The 15,044-nt window shown below is 56.1% G+C and carries 15 protein-coding genes; 8 read left to right on the top strand and 7 right to left on the bottom strand.

The annotated features are described in order from the left end of the window. Positions 1 to 8 precede the first annotated feature (8 nt). Complete coding sequence (locus H6F75_RS23045; protein ID WP_190754908.1) at positions 9 to 485, bottom strand: hypothetical protein; 477 nt, start codon at positions 483 to 485, stop codon at positions 9 to 11. Between the two features lie 111 nt (positions 486 to 596). Continuing rightward, on the bottom strand, positions 597 to 1,172 hold the full coding sequence (locus H6F75_RS23040; RefSeq protein WP_190754906.1) for a hypothetical protein: 576 nt from the start codon (positions 1,170 to 1,172) through the stop codon (positions 597 to 599). A gap of 439 nt (positions 1,173 to 1,611) precedes the next feature. On the opposite strand from H6F75_RS23040, the gene H6F75_RS23035 reads away from it, so the two are divergent. Continuing rightward, the gene (locus H6F75_RS23035) at positions 1,612 to 2,790 is read left to right on the top strand and encodes a histidine kinase (protein ID WP_190754904.1); all 1,179 of its coding nucleotides are present in this window, start codon (positions 1,612 to 1,614) and stop codon (positions 2,788 to 2,790) included. A gap of 79 nt (positions 2,791 to 2,869) precedes the next feature. Next, positions 2,870 to 3,784, top strand: a complete 915-nt coding sequence (locus H6F75_RS23030) for a hypothetical protein (RefSeq protein ID WP_190754902.1) — start codon at positions 2,870 to 2,872, stop codon at positions 3,782 to 3,784. Positions 3,785 to 3,944: 160 nt separating this feature from the next. On the opposite strand, the gene H6F75_RS23025 is transcribed toward H6F75_RS23030, so the two are convergent. Further along, on the bottom strand, positions 3,945 to 4,133 hold the full coding sequence (locus H6F75_RS23025) for a hypothetical protein (protein WP_190754900.1): 189 nt from the start codon (positions 4,131 to 4,133) through the stop codon (positions 3,945 to 3,947). Between the two features lie 298 nt (positions 4,134 to 4,431). Between H6F75_RS23025 and H6F75_RS23020 the strand changes: the two genes are divergently transcribed. Continuing rightward, positions 4,432 to 5,019, top strand: coding sequence for an SRPBCC family protein (locus H6F75_RS23020; RefSeq protein WP_190754898.1), 588 nt, complete (start codon positions 4,432 to 4,434; stop codon positions 5,017 to 5,019). Positions 5,020 to 5,206: 187 nt separating this feature from the next. On the opposite strand, the gene H6F75_RS23015 is transcribed toward H6F75_RS23020, so the two are convergent. Further along, positions 5,207 to 5,398: a hypothetical protein gene (locus H6F75_RS23015; RefSeq protein WP_190754896.1), complete on the bottom strand. Its 192-nt coding sequence runs from the start codon at positions 5,396 to 5,398 to the stop codon at positions 5,207 to 5,209. Positions 5,399 to 5,562: 164 nt separating this feature from the next. On the opposite strand from H6F75_RS23015, the gene H6F75_RS23010 reads away from it, so the two are divergent. Then, complete coding sequence (locus H6F75_RS23010) at positions 5,563 to 6,225, top strand: class I SAM-dependent methyltransferase (RefSeq protein ID WP_190754894.1); 663 nt, start codon at positions 5,563 to 5,565, stop codon at positions 6,223 to 6,225. A 79-nt stretch (positions 6,226 to 6,304) separates the two neighbouring features. Next, the gene (locus H6F75_RS23005) at positions 6,305 to 6,952 is read left to right on the top strand and encodes a Uma2 family endonuclease (RefSeq protein ID WP_190754892.1); all 648 of its coding nucleotides are present in this window, start codon (positions 6,305 to 6,307) and stop codon (positions 6,950 to 6,952) included. Positions 6,953 to 6,970: 18 nt separating this feature from the next. Here H6F75_RS23005 and mnmE read toward each other — a convergent pair whose 3' ends face one another. After that, positions 6,971 to 8,386, bottom strand: coding sequence for a tRNA uridine-5-carboxymethylaminomethyl(34) synthesis GTPase MnmE (mnmE, locus tag H6F75_RS23000; RefSeq protein ID WP_190754889.1), 1,416 nt, complete (start codon positions 8,384 to 8,386; stop codon positions 6,971 to 6,973). A gap of 246 nt (positions 8,387 to 8,632) precedes the next feature. Here mnmE and H6F75_RS22995 point away from each other — a divergent pair, with 246 nt between their 5' ends. Next, entirely contained in the window at positions 8,633 to 9,148 is a 516-nt protein-coding gene (locus H6F75_RS22995) for a DUF2062 domain-containing protein (protein ID WP_242020306.1), read from the top strand. A gap of 27 nt (positions 9,149 to 9,175) precedes the next feature. Here H6F75_RS22995 and dapB read toward each other — a convergent pair whose 3' ends face one another. Beyond that, entirely contained in the window at positions 9,176 to 10,000 is an 825-nt protein-coding gene (gene dapB / locus H6F75_RS22990; protein ID WP_190754887.1) for a 4-hydroxy-tetrahydrodipicolinate reductase, read from the bottom strand. Between the two features lie 112 nt (positions 10,001 to 10,112). Further along, the gene (ilvN, locus tag H6F75_RS22985; protein WP_190520920.1) at positions 10,113 to 10,634 is read right to left on the bottom strand and encodes an acetolactate synthase small subunit; all 522 of its coding nucleotides are present in this window, start codon (positions 10,632 to 10,634) and stop codon (positions 10,113 to 10,115) included. Between the two features lie 454 nt (positions 10,635 to 11,088). Between ilvN and H6F75_RS22980 the strand changes: the two genes are divergently transcribed. Continuing rightward, positions 11,089 to 14,094 carry a HEAT repeat domain-containing protein gene (locus H6F75_RS22980; protein WP_190754885.1) on the top strand — a complete coding sequence of 1,002 codons (3,006 nt, stop codon included), beginning with the start codon at positions 11,089 to 11,091 and terminating at the stop codon, positions 14,092 to 14,094. Between the two features lie 53 nt (positions 14,095 to 14,147). After that, positions 14,148 to 14,678 (top strand): cyclic nucleotide-binding domain-containing protein, encoded by a 531-nt coding sequence (locus H6F75_RS22975; protein WP_084173493.1) that lies wholly within the window; start codon positions 14,148 to 14,150, stop codon positions 14,676 to 14,678. The last annotated feature ends 366 nt before the right edge of the window (positions 14,679 to 15,044 follow it).

The following is a 15,044-nucleotide window of genomic DNA, read 5'->3' as shown; positions in this document are numbered from 1 at the left end:
GCAGTGCTCTAGAAGCAGTCTGGCTCAGAGTTAGTTGGCGATGCGTTAAACAGGGCAAATACCTGCCGACAGCAGCGCCTTAACCGTTCACGACAGGTGGGATCAGGGGTAACTTCGCCTGAGAATGCCCAGTTGTCGATGGTCGATAGGCTCCAGCGCTTGCCGCGGTGATCAAACCCGGCAAGATCAAGACCAATCACCCGACATTTTTCTTGGGGGGTCAGTTTTTGATTGCCATCATCTTCAAAATCGCTGTGCAGGCGAATTTGCACTAGCAAACTGCGGCACTGAAACAACCGACTCACCCCAGGAAAATGAAACCCTACATCAATAGAGTCGGGATCAACCAAGTCACGGGTGTCAGGGTCATTGGCCCAAGGCTTGAGGTCGGCTCGCAGATCGGGAAACTCAGTCTTGAAGAGACCCACTACGGCGGCAATTTTGCTGGCAAACTCAATGCTGCTGGCCTGTTCTGCTGCGTTCACGCGACCTACAACGATAATAGGGGAGCTTTAAGCATAAACTAGCGCTCCCCTTTCAACAGTTAACTGGGTAACGGCTGAACCAACTTTGGACAACTTCAGCCTAGCTCGCAGTTACTGAGCTGAGCTGACAACCCCACTGCACATTTCGAGCATGCGGTGGTCGTTTTCGCTCAGGTCGCCAATGGCGTGGAAACCATCGAGACCAAAGGGAACCAACTCACCAGAGGCATCGCTAGACGCTACCGCAGAATCCTCAACCATGGCAAGGCTGTAGGGGTAGGTATCGGCTTGGTCGTAGCTGTTGATGACGGTCATGGCGATCTCAGTACCCTGCACCTGGCCCTCAAAGCAGTCAAAGGATGAGCTGGGGTAGTACAGCGCGCCATAGACGCGATCGCCCGTGCGCTCTAACACCACATAGCCTTGACCAATCTGGTCGGGCTGGGGAACTTGGCCAAACAGATAGCGCTCGCCCACGGGCTCAGCGGCAGTCTGAGCGACCGCTAACGCCTCGGAGGAGGTGCGACTATCTACAGTTTGAGCTTGGGCAGCAGTGCCCAACGCCGCAACAGTGGCTGCACCCAACAATACGTAGGATAAAGAGCGGCGATCGCAACTCAGGCCCTGGCTAGCAACTCGATTTACCAGGGAAGAAAATAGGGTGGATTGAAATTTTTTGATACCCATTTTATTGCCCCCTTTATTTATCTCTATAAATTGCTAATCGGTCATTGAGAAGACTCAGTTCTTGTCCTAGCTCAATGCTCCAATGCGCCGCTCCATGCCCCTTTCGGGTTCTGTGACTTGATCTCAATGTAGTAGACCTCTGCAACCAGATTTACACCCAAACGGCGAACCGTAACAACTCTTGTCAGTGGTGGTCATTTGTTTGCAATCGGCCTAATTTAGCTATGAATTTTGCTATCCACCGCGGGGCGATCGCGCTATACATAACTTGTCTTGCCACTAGGTATAGTTTCGGGCCAATACCTCAATTAAACATCTGTCGATGGGCCAGCTTGGCAACTGGTTAAATTGGTAGAGGTCCCCAGTTGGGCTGTAGAGACTTGAGAGTCAGGGTAAAATCGTAGGTAGAAACCGGTTTTCAGACTTGTAGGAGACAGCAATGGAGGGTTCCTCCACTTCCTTTGATGACATTCGAGTGCCCCTCAAACTGCTGTTATTTATTGACAAGCGGCCCAGCTTGGCCCGGCAAATGCGCCAGATTAAGCAGTATCTGAAAACCTTAGAGACCCATTTTGAGTTCAACCTCGATGTGGTTGACATTGGTGAACAGCCCTATCTTGCCGAGCACTACAAGCTGGTAGCCAGCCCTGCGCTGATTAAAATTTCCCCAGCACCCCAGCAGATGCTGGCTGGTAGCGACATTGTTAATCAGCTAGAGCGCTGGTGGCCCAAGTGGCAGCAAGAGCATCTCGATGCCCTCAATTCGCTCGGGGTGGAGGCGGAATCAGCCCTATCAGCTGACCCCCTGGCACAACAAGCCGACCTCTTGACCACCTCCGCCGAACTCATAAAACTCTCCGACGAGATCTTTCGGCTCAACCAGACCCGCGAAGAACTCGAGGCCCAGCTGCGCTTCAAAGATCGCATCATCGCCATGATGGCCCACGACCTGCGCAATCCCCTCACTGCTGCCTCCATTGCGGTTGAAACCCTGGAGTTGGGCTATGCCCCTAACCAAACCCGCAACATCACTCTGAGCCCTGAGCTCACGGGTCAGCTGCTAAAACACGCCAAAACTCAAATTCGAGCCATCAATCGGATGATTACCGACATTCTTAAGGCGGCTCGGGGAGCCTCTATGGAGCTCCAAATTGTGCCCCACGAGCTCAACCTGCCTGCACTGTGTATGGAGGTGGTCGATGCTTTTCAAAACCGGCTTCAGGAAAAACAGCAGAGTCTAACCACCGAAATTCCTCAAGATCTGCCCACGGTTTATGCTGACGGCACCCAGGTTAAGCGCGTGGTCACTAACCTGCTCGACAACGCTATCAAATACACGCCTCAGGGGGGGCAGGTCTCGATCATTGCGCTACACCGCACTACTCAAAAGGTACAGGTGGCAGTGGTGGATACTGGTCCTGGCATCCCGCCCGAAAACCGCGACAAAATTTTCGAGGAAAGCTACCGTCTTCAGCGTGACGTTACTCAAGATGGCTATGGGCTGGGGCTGGCTCTCTGCCAGCGTATTGTGCGCGCTCATTACGGGCAAATCTGGGTTGACTCGGCCCCTGGAGCGGGTAGCTCTTTTTTCTTTACCCTACCGGTCTATCGAGCCTAGGTTTAATTGACCGATCGCCCGCCGCTAACTCCTGAACTAGCGCGCTCTAAACACCGAGGCCTATGGCAAGATAGGGGCCATGGTGAAGCGGTTCTTGCATTATCTAAGCCCTGCTCTTTGGAGCAGCACGCTGTCTGTCTATGGCAGCAGCAAACTCTGGCGTGAGGTAAGGCAACAGGCCGCCCGATCGCGCTGGGCAGAGGTCAGCGCTGCGATCGCATTCCTTTGGCTGCTGGGCTTACTGGGCCTCAGTTTTGTGATGCTCCATGGCGAGCAAAGCGCAATGCTTCCTCCTGGGGCGCTGGCGCTGGCCCACGGACTTCAAACTATGCTGGGAATGGCTGCTACCCCACCAACCACCGCTCCTGGGCTCTGGGGTTTAAGTCTGGTTGGTTTGGGGGCTTGGCTTTGCTTAGTGGCCGGCACGCAGAAGCTGGTGCAGCTGGTGGCAGCGGTTGCAGGCAGCAGTCCCACCCCTCCGGCTCGCTGGCGCGACCGACTGCTGCCCTGGGGAATTACTCTCCTAGGTTCGGGAGTTGCGGGGCTGGTGTTTAGCTTGGTAGGCAGTGCGACCGACGCGGCGATCGCTAGCCGATGGAATACCTTAATTTGTCTAGGGCGTTGGCTATTAGCCATTGGGATTGGGGCCGCCGGTCTGGCATTGGTATATCGACTTACTCCGCAGCGCTGGCTACCCGGTCTAGGGCTATGGCCTGGCGTCAGGGTCGTCTTAGTCTTGGGCCTAGGAATTGTGGGGCTGCGGCACTGGGGATTCAGCTGGCTGACCCGCCAGGGGATCGCCTACGACCTCCTATTGTCCCTTGGTCTCAACCTAGGGACGCTGTATGGTTTGATTTTGCTAGTGCCGGTGGGAGCTCAAATTAACCTCAGCATTCTGCGCCATCGGGAAGTCGTTCATCGCCCTTGGGCGCGGCCTATACCTACATCGCCGCCACCATCGTTCGATTCCTTTAAAATCAAGCGTCGGAATTGAGTTATGCCAACTTCGATTGGGATGTACCAGTTCGTTGGGGGATCTGGACGTAATTTTTCGAGCTTAAGACCTTGATCTATGTCTTGATGCTTCGGCCGCTAGGGCAAGCTTCTCAGGCCTACTAGGGGGCTATGCGATCGCCACAACTTGTTGCCAACCCCTAACGAATTCGTTGAAGGCTGCTAACAATCCCCAAGCCAAAACACAGCAAAATCAGTAGCCAGATTACCAGACCCGGTAGAAAGGCTAGCAGTGATAGACCTCGTAAAACCCAGACAATGGCGGTCAGACCCAGGGCCGCTAAAAAGAGTTTGGTCAGAGGTTGTAGAGGATAGCGACGACGGCCCATGGCAACAACATCTCCGTTTGTAAAGCTATGACTAGGCTACGGGGGAATACTGAGGGGCGTTGGTAAAAGCCCCGTAATGATACTACAGCCCCCCATAGGCTAAAAAACTGTCTGACCTTTAATAGAAAAGCAAGCGACACAGCGCTAGCATGGCCAGATGCCGCAGCCCTTACCAGGGTAGCGGGCAAGACCGGGGTTTGCGATCGCCCTGGAGTTCAGACATCTGTCGATAGCCTAAGCAGGCATTTGCGGGTTGCTGACATCAAGACCAGATCGCATCGTTAGGAGAAATAGAGCAATGGTTACTAGCGAAGCTCAAGGTATCCACGAGGTCAGGCAGGACGGGTTTCTCGCCCAGTTTTCTCCTAGTGACCAGGTGGCGCTGCTCCGAGGAGATGTATTGCTCCAGTCGCCGACCGGCAACACCAGTGGCGCTGTCACTGCTCACATGTACGTGCCCCTAGCCCGCCCTCAGATTTGGCCCCAGGTAATTAATTACAGCTGCTGGACTCAGTATTTTCCTAACATCGTGCACAGCGAAGTGTTAGAGACCGTAAAAACTGCAACTCAGCGCTATCGCCGTCTTTACCAGGTAGGGCGCAAGGGGTTTATGCTGCTGACCGCCCAGGTCGAAATCTATCTCAAGGTGGTCGAAACCGCCTGCGAAGCCATCCAATTTCGCCTAGAGCAGGGCACCTTCTCCCACTTCGCGGCGGATCTGCACCTGCAAGACTTCAACCAGGGCACTCTGCTGACCTACTCAGTGCAGGCCGCACCGACCATTCCAGTACCCTCGTTTTTAATTGAACAGGCCATTAAGACCGATCTGCCGGGCAACATGCGTCAGATGAGACGGGTGCTGTGCGCCCGCTACGGTGTGGCGTAAGCAGCGGCGGTCTATAGGAGAGGGAGGTTGCGATCGCAGCAAACTTGTCCTAAAAACCGCCGCTGCCTAGGACCAGCCGAAGGGAGCGACCTTCGCTCATTCTTTGAAAAATTGCGTCAGCGGCATATGCCATTGCTCTGTAGCAAAATTGTGCTTCTGCCCAACGGGTTAAAGATTGCTTGGTCTGCTAGCTGTAGCGCTCTACGAAGGCACGCCCGGCCGACATAGCTGCACTGCTGGTGGTGTAAAAAGTGCCATCGCTGAGCACATCCAGGTCAGGCTTCACAATCCAGCACTGGTAGCCCCGGTCTTTATTGTGGCTGACGCCAATAATCCAGCCGGTCATGGCTGAAACTTGCACGACCGAATCCGCGTCCATCGCAGCATCCTCCCGCAGGCCTACGACCCATCCCAACTTGAGGGCGAGGGCCAGAGCTGTGCGGTGCTATGGTAAATCAGATTTGGCCTTGGGTTAGCAAAAACCCCAACTTTCTTCTCAATTTCCCTGGGCTATGCTGTACTTCTGCGCCCTACTCTGTTGCTATGAGCAATCAAACCCTACCCCTCGACGATCGCCTCTACCGCTACTTGGTTGATCACTCGGTACATGAACCTGAGGTGCTTACTGCCCTGCGCTACGAAACCGCTCAGCACCCCATGGCTCAGATGCAAATTGCCCCCGAGCAGGGGCAGTTTATGGCGTTGCTGGTACAGCTGTTGGGGGTGACCAAGGCGTTAGAAATCGGCGTTTTTACGGGCTACAGTGCGCTGCGGGTAGCGCTGGCCATGCCCCCAGAAGGCAAACTAGTGGCCTGCGATGTGAGTGAGGAGTACACTGCGATCGCCCGCCGCTACTGGGAGAAAGCTGGGGTCGCCCACAAAATTGATCTACACATTGCCCCCGCCACCGAAACCTTAGACCAGCTTATTCAGGTAGGCGAAGTTAACAGCTTCGACTTTGCCTTCATCGACGCCGACAAAAGCGGCTACCCCACCTACTATGAACAGGCGCTACAGCTGGTGCGCCCTGGTGGCCTCATTGCCCTAGACAACGTGCTGTGGTCGGGCAAGGTGGCTGACCCTGCCGTGCAGGACAGCCGCACCAACACCTTGCGCCGCCTCAATGACGCGATCCATAACGACGATCGCGTTGTCGCAAGCCTAGTTCCCATCGCCGACGGCCTTACCCTGGCGATGAAGAAGTAGTAGGGATCAATCTTGCAGGATTCAATTGGGAGTCATAACCAACGTACTAAGCTAGGACTAGCTGAACGCAGGGACGACCATGACAGCTGTATCGGTCTCCACTCCTACCTACCCCTCCTCAGACGGCGAGCCTGTGGCCGAAACTTTTGTCCATCTCTACGCCATGCTGATTACCCTGGAGGTACTGCGCCAGTATCTGGCAGGGCAGCAGGCTACGGTGTTGGGCAACCAGTTTCTCTACTATGCCCAGGGCTATCCCAAATTGCGTGTTGCCCCGGATGTAATGGTGATCTTTGAGATTGAGCCAGGGGGCCGCGACAACTACAAAATTTGGGAAGAAGGTCAAGCCCCCGCCGTCATTTTTGAGATGACATCCAAAGGCACCCAGGAGCAGGATCAGTCGTTTAAGAAAACTCTTTACGCCCAGCTAGAGGTGCAAGAATACTGGCTTTTTGACCCTAAGGGTGAATGGATTGTCGAAAAGCTCAGGGGCTATCACCTGCAAGGGGAAGACTATATTCCCCTTACCGATAGCATTAGCCACCAGCTTAACCCGCGCTTAGTAGTGGAAGGCAATTTGATCGGCTTCTATCGTCTCGACACTGGCGAAAAGCTACTAATTCCTGATGAACTGGCCCAAGCTTTGCAGCAAGAGCAGCAGCGGGTTGCCGAACTAGAAGCTCAGCTTGCCCGCTACCGCGAACAGTTTGGCGATTTGATAGAGTGATTCCTCAAGGCTGCAGAATTACTTACCAATACAGAATCGACTAAAGATTTCATCGAGCATCGATTCGGTGATTTCATCGCCGGTAATGCTGCCCAAAGCCGCGATCGCAATCCTTAAATCAATTGTCCAAAAATCCAGCGGTAGCTGATTCTCAATGGTTTGTTGCACCTGGTGGAGGGCATTGCGAGCCGTCGTCAGAGCGGCTCCCTGGCGCTGGTTAACGGTGAGCTCTAGGTTGGCCGTGGTGAGCTGATCGGCGTGGAGCGCGCCGAGAATTGCCTGCTCCAGGTCATTGATCCCCTGCTGCTGGGCAGCGGCGGTGTGAACTATGGGCAAGTTGCCGGGCAGTATGAGCTGATTCACGGCATCAACGGCTACCAGATCCACTTTGTTAACAACCAAAATTAGGCAAGTCCTCTGTACCGACTCGTAGAGTTGTTGGTCGGCTTCAGTCCACCCAGCGGCGGCGTCGATGGTGAGTAGCACCAAGTCTGCGCCTTGGGCTACCTGGCGCGATCGCGCAATACCCATCTGCTCCACCGGGTCGCTGGCCTCACGAATGCCTGCCGTATCGAGCACCTGAATGGGAATGCCGCCCACCACCAGCTGCGACTCCACCACGTCGCGGGTGGTGCCGGGCAGTTCGGTAACGATGGCGCGATCGCAGCGGCTCCAGGCGTTGAGCAGGCTTGACTTGCCCACATTGGGGCGACCCACAATTGCCACCTTGAGCCCAGTGCGCAGCAGTTCCCCCGATTCTGCCGTGGCCAACATGCGCTCGATCTCTGCCAGCACGGCGACTAATTGCGATCGCACCGTCTTCTCATCTAGAGGCGGCAGGTCGTCTTCAAAGTCAATGCGGGCCTCCACCTCGGCCAGCACGTCAAGGCAGGTTGAGCGTAGCTGACGGATGGGCTGGGTGAGCTTGCCCTGCACACCAGCTAGGGCTGTCTTCGCCGCCAGGTTTGACTGGGCCGCCACCAGATCGGCTACCCCTTCTGCCTGGGTGAGGTCGAGCCGCCCGTTCAAGAACGCCCGCAGAGTAAATTCGCCCGGTTCCGCTAGCCGTGCCCCTTGACTCAGACAGAGCTGAAGCACCTGCTGCACCGCCATGAGCCCGCCATGGCAGTGAAACTCCACCACATCTTCGCGAGTGTAAGAACGAGGGGCCAGCATAAGCAGCAGCAGCACTTCATCCACTGGCTGCCGAGTGCGGGGGTCGCGCACCTGACCGTAGAGAATGCGATGGCTTTCCCAAGGTTGTTTGCCGGGGGCATAGAATAGCTCGCGGGCGATCGCCACGGCCTCTGCTCCAGATAGTCGCACAATGCCGACGCTACCCTGTTGGGGGGCAATGGCGGTAGCGATCGCCGCGATTGTCTCGCCCTGAACTGTCGAGGGTAACGCCTCTTGCTGAGCGGCAGCGCTATTCATAGCATCTATCCTGCAGGGTGAAGTGATGTTGAAGCCCAGGGCGAGTCTGATAAAGCGCCGATCTACTGGGTAGAATAGAAAAGAATCTTTACGTGCCTCTAAGATTCTACCGCTGAGTTTTTCTGCCTACCAAAGGGTAGTCTACCAAGCCTTTAGGAAGGGCTACCCACCTAACTGTTGAGCTGTCTCTATTTTTCACTTCCCCTAGGTTCTTGGGGGAACTTAGCCTCTGGTATACCCTCGTCTATGATCACCACGCCCACAACTGACTCGACCCCTAACCCCAAGCCCGTGATGCGAAAAACGGCTCAACCCCAGTGGCGGCGGCAGCTCCGCTATCTGTACCTGCGTTTTTTGCGCCTTCAGGGCACTCCTGAACAGCTGGCTCGGGGTATGGCCTCGGGGATATTTTCCGGCTGCTTTCCTCTGTTTGGCTTTCAGATCCTTATTGGGGTGGCCGTAGCTACGGTGCTGCGGGGCAACCGCATGATGGCGGCAGCGGCCACGTGGATCAGCAACCCCTTCACCTACGTGCCTATTTTCGCCTTTAACTACCAAGTGGGGCTGTGGCTCTTGGGGGGCAAAGCCACCCAGGCCTTTGACAACCTCGACACCCTCAAAAGCTGGATGGACATGGGCACTGAGGTGTCGGTGCGGCTAATGTTGGGCAGCACGGTGGTGGGCTTGGTGGCGGGAGTGGCCAGCTATTTTGTAGGTCTACCGCTGATTAAACGGGTGCGATCGCGCCAGAATGCCCGGTAGCAGCGTCCGCTAGAAAACCATTCTGGGCTAGAGAACCTTATCCAGCCCGTAGATTAGCGATTTTAGGGCTATCACCCGGCGAATACAGAGCAGCACCCCAGGCATAAAGCTGGCGCGATCGCTGGTATCGTGGCGCAGGGTGTAGAGCTGACCCGGCGAGCCAAACAAAATCTCCTGGTGGGCAATTAGCCCCGGCAGCCGCACGCTGTGGATGTTAATGCCCTCGGCAGTTGTGCCGCCTCGGGCTCCAGGAATCGTCTCGGTTTCTTTGACCAGCGGAGTGTTGAAGGTTTTTTGCGCCTCCGCCAGCATTTGAGCGGTTTGTACGGCAGTGCCACTGGGGGCATCGGCCTTTTGGTTGTGGTGCAGCTCAATAATCTCAACATGGTCAAAGTACTGAGCGGCCTGCTGAGCGGCCTGTTGCATCAGTACCACCCCAATGGAAAAGTTGGGCACAATCAGGCAGCCAGTGCTGGCCTTATCGGCAAATTCTGCCAGGTCGCGAATTTGCGCGTTGCTCAGGCCAGTGGTGCCGACCACAGGACGCACCCCGTAGGCGATCGCAGCCCGCACCGATTCATACACGCTATCGGGATGGGAGAGATCAACCATTACCGCTAGGCCCTCGCTCTGGGCAGCCACCAGGGTTGCCTCTAGGTCGTTCATAACCGGTATTTCTAAGGGCTTATAGCCGATCACCTCGCCAATATCCTGGCCCATCAGCTCAGGATTTCTGCCGATCGCCCCTACCAGAGTAATATCTGGAGCCTGATCGATGGCTTTGATGACCTCGCGGCCCATTTTGCCGTAGGCTCCGTTGACCACGACGGGAATAGTCGATTGGGTAGACATAGAAAAACTTCGTTTAGCGGGCTAAGAAAACTAGCAGGTCGGCAAGTCCAGCAATCAACAGGCTACCAGTCGTGACGTTTCTAACGTCTCAACCCCAGACCCGCCTGGCTGACTACTGAAACTTGCGTTCTAAAGACTTGAGATACTCGGTGTTGACCCCCGACTCGCGAGGCAGAGAGATTTTGCCGGTGCGGGCAATTTCGCGAATGCCAAAGCGGTTGAGCACCTGCACGATCGCCACCATCTTGCCGGGGTCACCCACCACTTCCAGGGTGAGAGAGTCTTCAGACACATCTACCACTCGCGCCCGAAAGATTTGGGCAAACTCGATGATTTCAGAGCGGCTGGTGCTGGTCGCATTGACCTTGAGCAGCATCAGTTCTCGCTCGACACAAGGCGTGTCGGTGACGTCGTTAACCTTGAGCACGTTAATCAACTTGTAGAGTTGCTTAGTGAGCTGCTCGATCACCGCATCGTCGCCGGGCACCACCATGGTGATGCGAGAAATGCCCGAGGTTTCAGCCGGCCCCACCGCTAGGCTCTCGATGTTAAACCCGCGCCGGGCAAACAGACCGGCAATGCGGCTCAGCACCCCAGCCTCGTCTTCAACCAGCACAGAGAGGGTGTGTTTGATGGCCTGCTGAGGAGCCACAGCCGAACTGGGGAGAATAGAAGGGTTAACCATAGGGCCTGGGAATGTAAAAGGTTTCAGCACCAGCGCTGATTCGCGAGAGTTGCAAAACTAACAAACCTCAATACTATCCCGAAAGTCCCTGCCTTAAAACCATCCCTCCTACGCTCATTCACCATTTCTCGTAGAAAACACTGAACTCCCTTGCCCTTTATCTTTCGAGAGACATTTTGCGTGGGCGATCGCCAAGCAAAAGCTTTGTGCTCAGCCCACTTAAAAGACAAACATCTTCGCTGCTGCTTAAAAGCCGTTAACACAGACAGGCACTGGCTCTCTCCCTCGCCCATCGCATCCACACATCTTCATCTAGCTTGGCTTCACAAACCCCTCAAAGCCCGTCCACATCCGCCAGATTGGGTATCCTTGAGGCACTAGCCTAACCGTCACTGCATTTGGCATGAGCTTATCTGGCCCCGTTAAAGAGATGCAGTCCCTTAAGGGGCGCTTTCTCGACCTGATCAATTTGCGCCCTGGGGAAGAAGAGCGCACGCTGCTCATGTTTGCCTTTTACACCGCCACCTCCATGGGCATTTTGTGGCTGGAGGTGAGTTCGGCGGCGCTATTTTTGGGGGCTTACGGGGCGGCCAGCCTGCCGTGGATCTATATCTTTAGCGCTGGGGTGGGGCTGGGGCTGAGCGTGGTCTATTCCTGGCTACAGCGGCTGTTTCCGCTCCGCCGGGTGATTGTGATCATCGCCATGCTGATGGCTGTGCCGATTTTGGGGTTTCGCTGGGGGCTAACGATACCGTGGCTGGCGGCCCCTATGGTGTTTTCGATGCGGCTGTGGATTGAGGCTATCTATGGGCTCAATGACCTCAACCTGTCGGTAACCGCCAACCAGTTGTTCAATATTCGCGAGATCAAACGGGCGTATCCGATTATTAGCAGCGGCAATCTGGTGGCCGATGTGATCAGCGGCTTTTCGGTGTACCTGCTGCTCAAGCTGATTGGGCTGCAAAACGTGCTGTTGCTGTCCTTTGTGGTGATGGTAGTGGGGGCGGTCATTTTGTATCACCTCAGCCGCAACTATGAGCATGCCTTCCCCGACTCGCCCCGTCGTCAGGCGGAAGATGCTGAGACGGTGGAGAGCTTCAGGTCGCGTCAGCGACTTCAAGGGCCAATCCAGCAGTATGTGGTGCTGCTGTTTTCGTTCTTTGTGCTGGCCCAGATGTTGTTGTTCTCGATTGAGTTTCAGTTTTTTAACCAGCTCGAAACCAGTCTCGATGTCGATGCGATCGCGGCTTTTTTGGGCTTCTTTAGCGGTCTGCTGGGGCTAATTGAGCTATTTACCCAGTGGTTTACCTCCAGCCGACTGATCGAGCGAGAAGGGGTATTTAAGGTGGCCCTGGTGCTGCCCTCAGTAATCGTGGTGGTTGGGGTAATGACGCTGGTGGCCAGCTACCCGGTGCGCATGGGGTTAATGGCCATGTTCATCGGGCTGATCGTGCTGAAATTCTTTGATGAATGGCTGCGCTATACGTTGGTGGCCACCACGCGCCCGATTCTGTTTCAGCCGATTCCTGACCAGGTGCGCAGCACGGTGCAGTCGTGGGTGGGGGGGAGTGCCGAGCCGCTGTCGATGGGAGGCACGGGGGTGGCCATTTTGGTTACGATTGCCGTTTGCAACCGCATTGGGCTGGTCGATACCCTGGTGCAGGCGCGGCTGTTTTTGCTGGGCACCGTGGTGGCGGCGCTGGTGTGGTTTGCGATTATGGTAATGCTGCGATCGCGCTATCTCAACCTGCTGGTGCGGGGGGCCGAGCGCGGCCTGCTGACCTTTTCTGACGCCAACCTGCGGGTACTCAAGCGCGCCTTTATTGAGCAGCTCGAAAAGCCCGGGTTAGACGCCAACAAGCGATCGTGTATTGAGCTGCTGAGCCACATCGACCCCAGAAACGTGGGCGAGATTTTGGCGCCCCGCCTGGCCGCTCTGCCCCCCGCCCTCCAGCGTCAAAGTTTAGAGGCGATGCTAGAGTATCCCAACCCGGCCTACACCACCCAGGTGCAGGAGATCCTGGAGGTGCCCAACCAGACTCCTGAAATTTTGGCCCAGGCGCTGCGCTACGTGTGGCTGGCCCAGGAACGCTTTGATATCAACGATCTGCGCCCCTACCTGCCGCCGGAGGTGGATGCGGTGGTGCGGGGCACGGCAGCCTCGCTGATGCTGCGGCGGGGCAACTTGCAGGAGCGGGCTGAGGCCACCGCCACCCTGCGCAAAATGCTGGTGCACGACGAAGAGCGGGAGCGGGTGATGGGCTGCCGCGCCCTGGGCGAGGCCGACTATATGGAATCGCTCAGCATTTATATTGACGACCTGCTGCAAGACTCCTCACTGCGGGTGCGACGGGCGATATTAGAGGCGATCGCCGCCACCCAATACAAAAAATATTACCCCTCGCTGCTCAAAGCGCTCCAGTATAAGTCAACCCGCGAGGCCGCCATAGCCGCCCTCACCCGCTTGGGCAACGAGGCCCTGCCCATGCTTCAAGAACTGGCTCTCGACAGCTATCGTCCCGAAATTCTGCGCAACCAGGCCTGGCAGGTGATTGGCAACATTGGCACCATACCCGCCCTAGAGTTTTTGCTTCAAAACCTGATCACCACCTGGGGCAACACCCGCCGCCACATTTTGCGGATTTTGCTCAGCCTGTATCAGGAGTCGGGGGTGAAGCGATCGTCCCTGATTGACGGGGTGTTGGATCGCGGCTTGGGCCGCAGCGGCATCGAAGATCTGATCAATACTGAGCTGGCTTTTGCTGGGCAAATGCTGGCCGCCAAGGTCGATTTGGCTGCTAACCGAGTGGATGGCATTGAGGCCGACCTGCTACGCAAAGCCCTCGACGGGTTACAGGCCGATGCCACCGAGCGGCTGTTTATGCTGCTGCGGTTTGTGTCGCCCGCCACGGCCATTCAAGCGGCCCAGGTGAGCCTTAGCGGGTCGGCCGCCCAGTGGGCCAGGGGCATTGAAATTCTTGATAACGTGGTGGATGTGGCCAACAAACGGTCAATTTTGATCTTGCTCGATCGCCGCGTGGATGTCGACAAGCTCAAGCTGCTGGCCCTCTCTACGCCGCTGATTGCCTACCGACCACTGCTACCCCGCGATCGCCTGCGTCAACTGCTCGACCTGCGCAACTTTTTGTCAGACTGGACCATTGCCTGCTGCTTTCACCTGGCGCGCGTGCAGCGGTGGAATCTCACCGCCGAGCATACCCTGGCCTCGCTTCAGCACCCTACCGGCTTTGTGCGCGAGGCTGTGCTGACCTACCTAGCTGTGGCCTCGCCCCGCGCCCTGCGCGAGCTGCTGCCCCTGATGCAGCAAGACGCCGACCCGTTGGTGCTGGCCCAGGTTAAACAGCTGATCAACACCTATAATCTGGAGCCGAGCCCCTCCGCTAGCTGACGCATTCTGGCCCCGTTCACCCGCCGTTGCCCCGTAGATCAAACCGCCCCCTCATGCTAAACAGCGTCGAACGACTTTTATTTATTCGCAACGTCCCCATGTTCAAAGAGCTGCGGGATGACTTTTTGGTGCGCCTGGCCTCGGTGATGGATGAGGTGTTCTACGACAGCAACTACACCATCATCACCGAGGGCCAGGAGGGGCGATCGATGTACATTGTGGTGTCGGGCCGCGTCAGTGTGCACATTGGCGGCCAGGAAGTGGCTCAGCTCAAAGAAGACGAATGCTTTGGCGAAATGTCGGTGTTCGATGCCGAGCCGCGATCGGCCTCGGTCACTACATTGGAACCCTGTGCCTGCCTGGTGCTCACTCAGCAGCAGCTCTACGACGCCATTGACGAAACTCCCGGCATTGCGGTCAACGTGATTCGCCTGCTCTCGCGCCGCATTCGCGAGCTCAACCAGGATCTCAACCAGGTCAAGCAGCAGCTGACGCAGCCCTCGCCGTTTCCCCAAACCCGGCCCCAGTGGTATCGGCCGCTGCCGTTTCCGCCGTCGGAGCCTTTGGCGCGATCGGGCAGTTAAAGGGATGAAGCTCTGGGGTGCAAGGTTTAAGCAAGGCTAGAACAGCGACCTCAAGACACTTTCATAAAAGGTGGTGTAAGCCCAAACCCCTCGCCTTACTCAAACCCTATCCACGCCCCTATGGATAAATAACGGTCAGGCATTAGAACTCAGAGATCTCTCCAAGTCATTGCCTGAATGTCTGCCCACTCGCTTAATTCATTGCAGAGCCATTCAATTTCCCGACGATCGCCTTCGATAATCATTTGGTCATTATAGCTACAGCCATGTGAGTTAGGACGTAAGCTATAAGCAGAGACATTTTCCTCCAAGTGCTATGCCCAAACCCTACAGCCTCGATTTGAGGCAAAAGGTCATCGACGCCAT

This window comes from Nodosilinea sp. FACHB-131 (genome assembly GCF_014695395.1).
GTDB lineage: Bacteria > Cyanobacteriota > Cyanobacteriia > Phormidesmidales > Phormidesmidaceae > Nodosilinea.
The sequence above is the reverse complement of the archived record's forward strand: the minus strand, read 5'-3'. Positions and strand labels throughout refer to the sequence as shown.

Bases quoted from the DNA above. Each gene is read 5' to 3' on its own strand.
- H6F75_RS23015 (WP_190754896.1), bottom strand. From the start codon at position 5,398: ATGGACGCGGATTCGGTCGTGCAAGTTTCAGCCATGACCGGCTGGATT.
- H6F75_RS22980 (WP_190754885.1), top strand. From the start codon at position 11,089: ATGAGCTTATCTGGCCCCGTTAAAGAGATGCAGTCCCTTAAGGGGCGC.
- H6F75_RS22995 (WP_242020306.1), top strand. From the start codon at position 8,633: ATGATCACCACGCCCACAACTGACTCGACCCCTAACCCCAAGCCCGTG.
- dapB (WP_190754887.1), bottom strand. From the start codon at position 10,000: ATGTCTACCCAATCGACTATTCCCGTCGTGGTCAACGGAGCCTACGGC.
- H6F75_RS23020 (WP_190754898.1), top strand. From the start codon at position 4,432: ATGGTTACTAGCGAAGCTCAAGGTATCCACGAGGTCAGGCAGGACGGG.
- H6F75_RS23025 (WP_190754900.1), bottom strand. From the start codon at position 4,133: ATGGGCCGTCGTCGCTATCCTCTACAACCTCTGACCAAACTCTTTTTA.
- H6F75_RS23035 (WP_190754904.1), top strand. From the start codon at position 1,612: ATGGAGGGTTCCTCCACTTCCTTTGATGACATTCGAGTGCCCCTCAAA.
- H6F75_RS23030 (WP_190754902.1), top strand. From the start codon at position 2,870: ATGGTGAAGCGGTTCTTGCATTATCTAAGCCCTGCTCTTTGGAGCAGC.
- H6F75_RS23005 (WP_190754892.1), top strand. From the start codon at position 6,305: ATGACAGCTGTATCGGTCTCCACTCCTACCTACCCCTCCTCAGACGGC.
- mnmE (WP_190754889.1), bottom strand. From the start codon at position 8,386: ATGAATAGCGCTGCCGCTCAGCAAGAGGCGTTACCCTCGACAGTTCAG.
- H6F75_RS23040 (WP_190754906.1), bottom strand. From the start codon at position 1,172: ATGGGTATCAAAAAATTTCAATCCACCCTATTTTCTTCCCTGGTAAAT.
- H6F75_RS22975 (WP_084173493.1), top strand. From the start codon at position 14,148: ATGCTAAACAGCGTCGAACGACTTTTATTTATTCGCAACGTCCCCATG.
- H6F75_RS23010 (WP_190754894.1), top strand. From the start codon at position 5,563: ATGAGCAATCAAACCCTACCCCTCGACGATCGCCTCTACCGCTACTTG.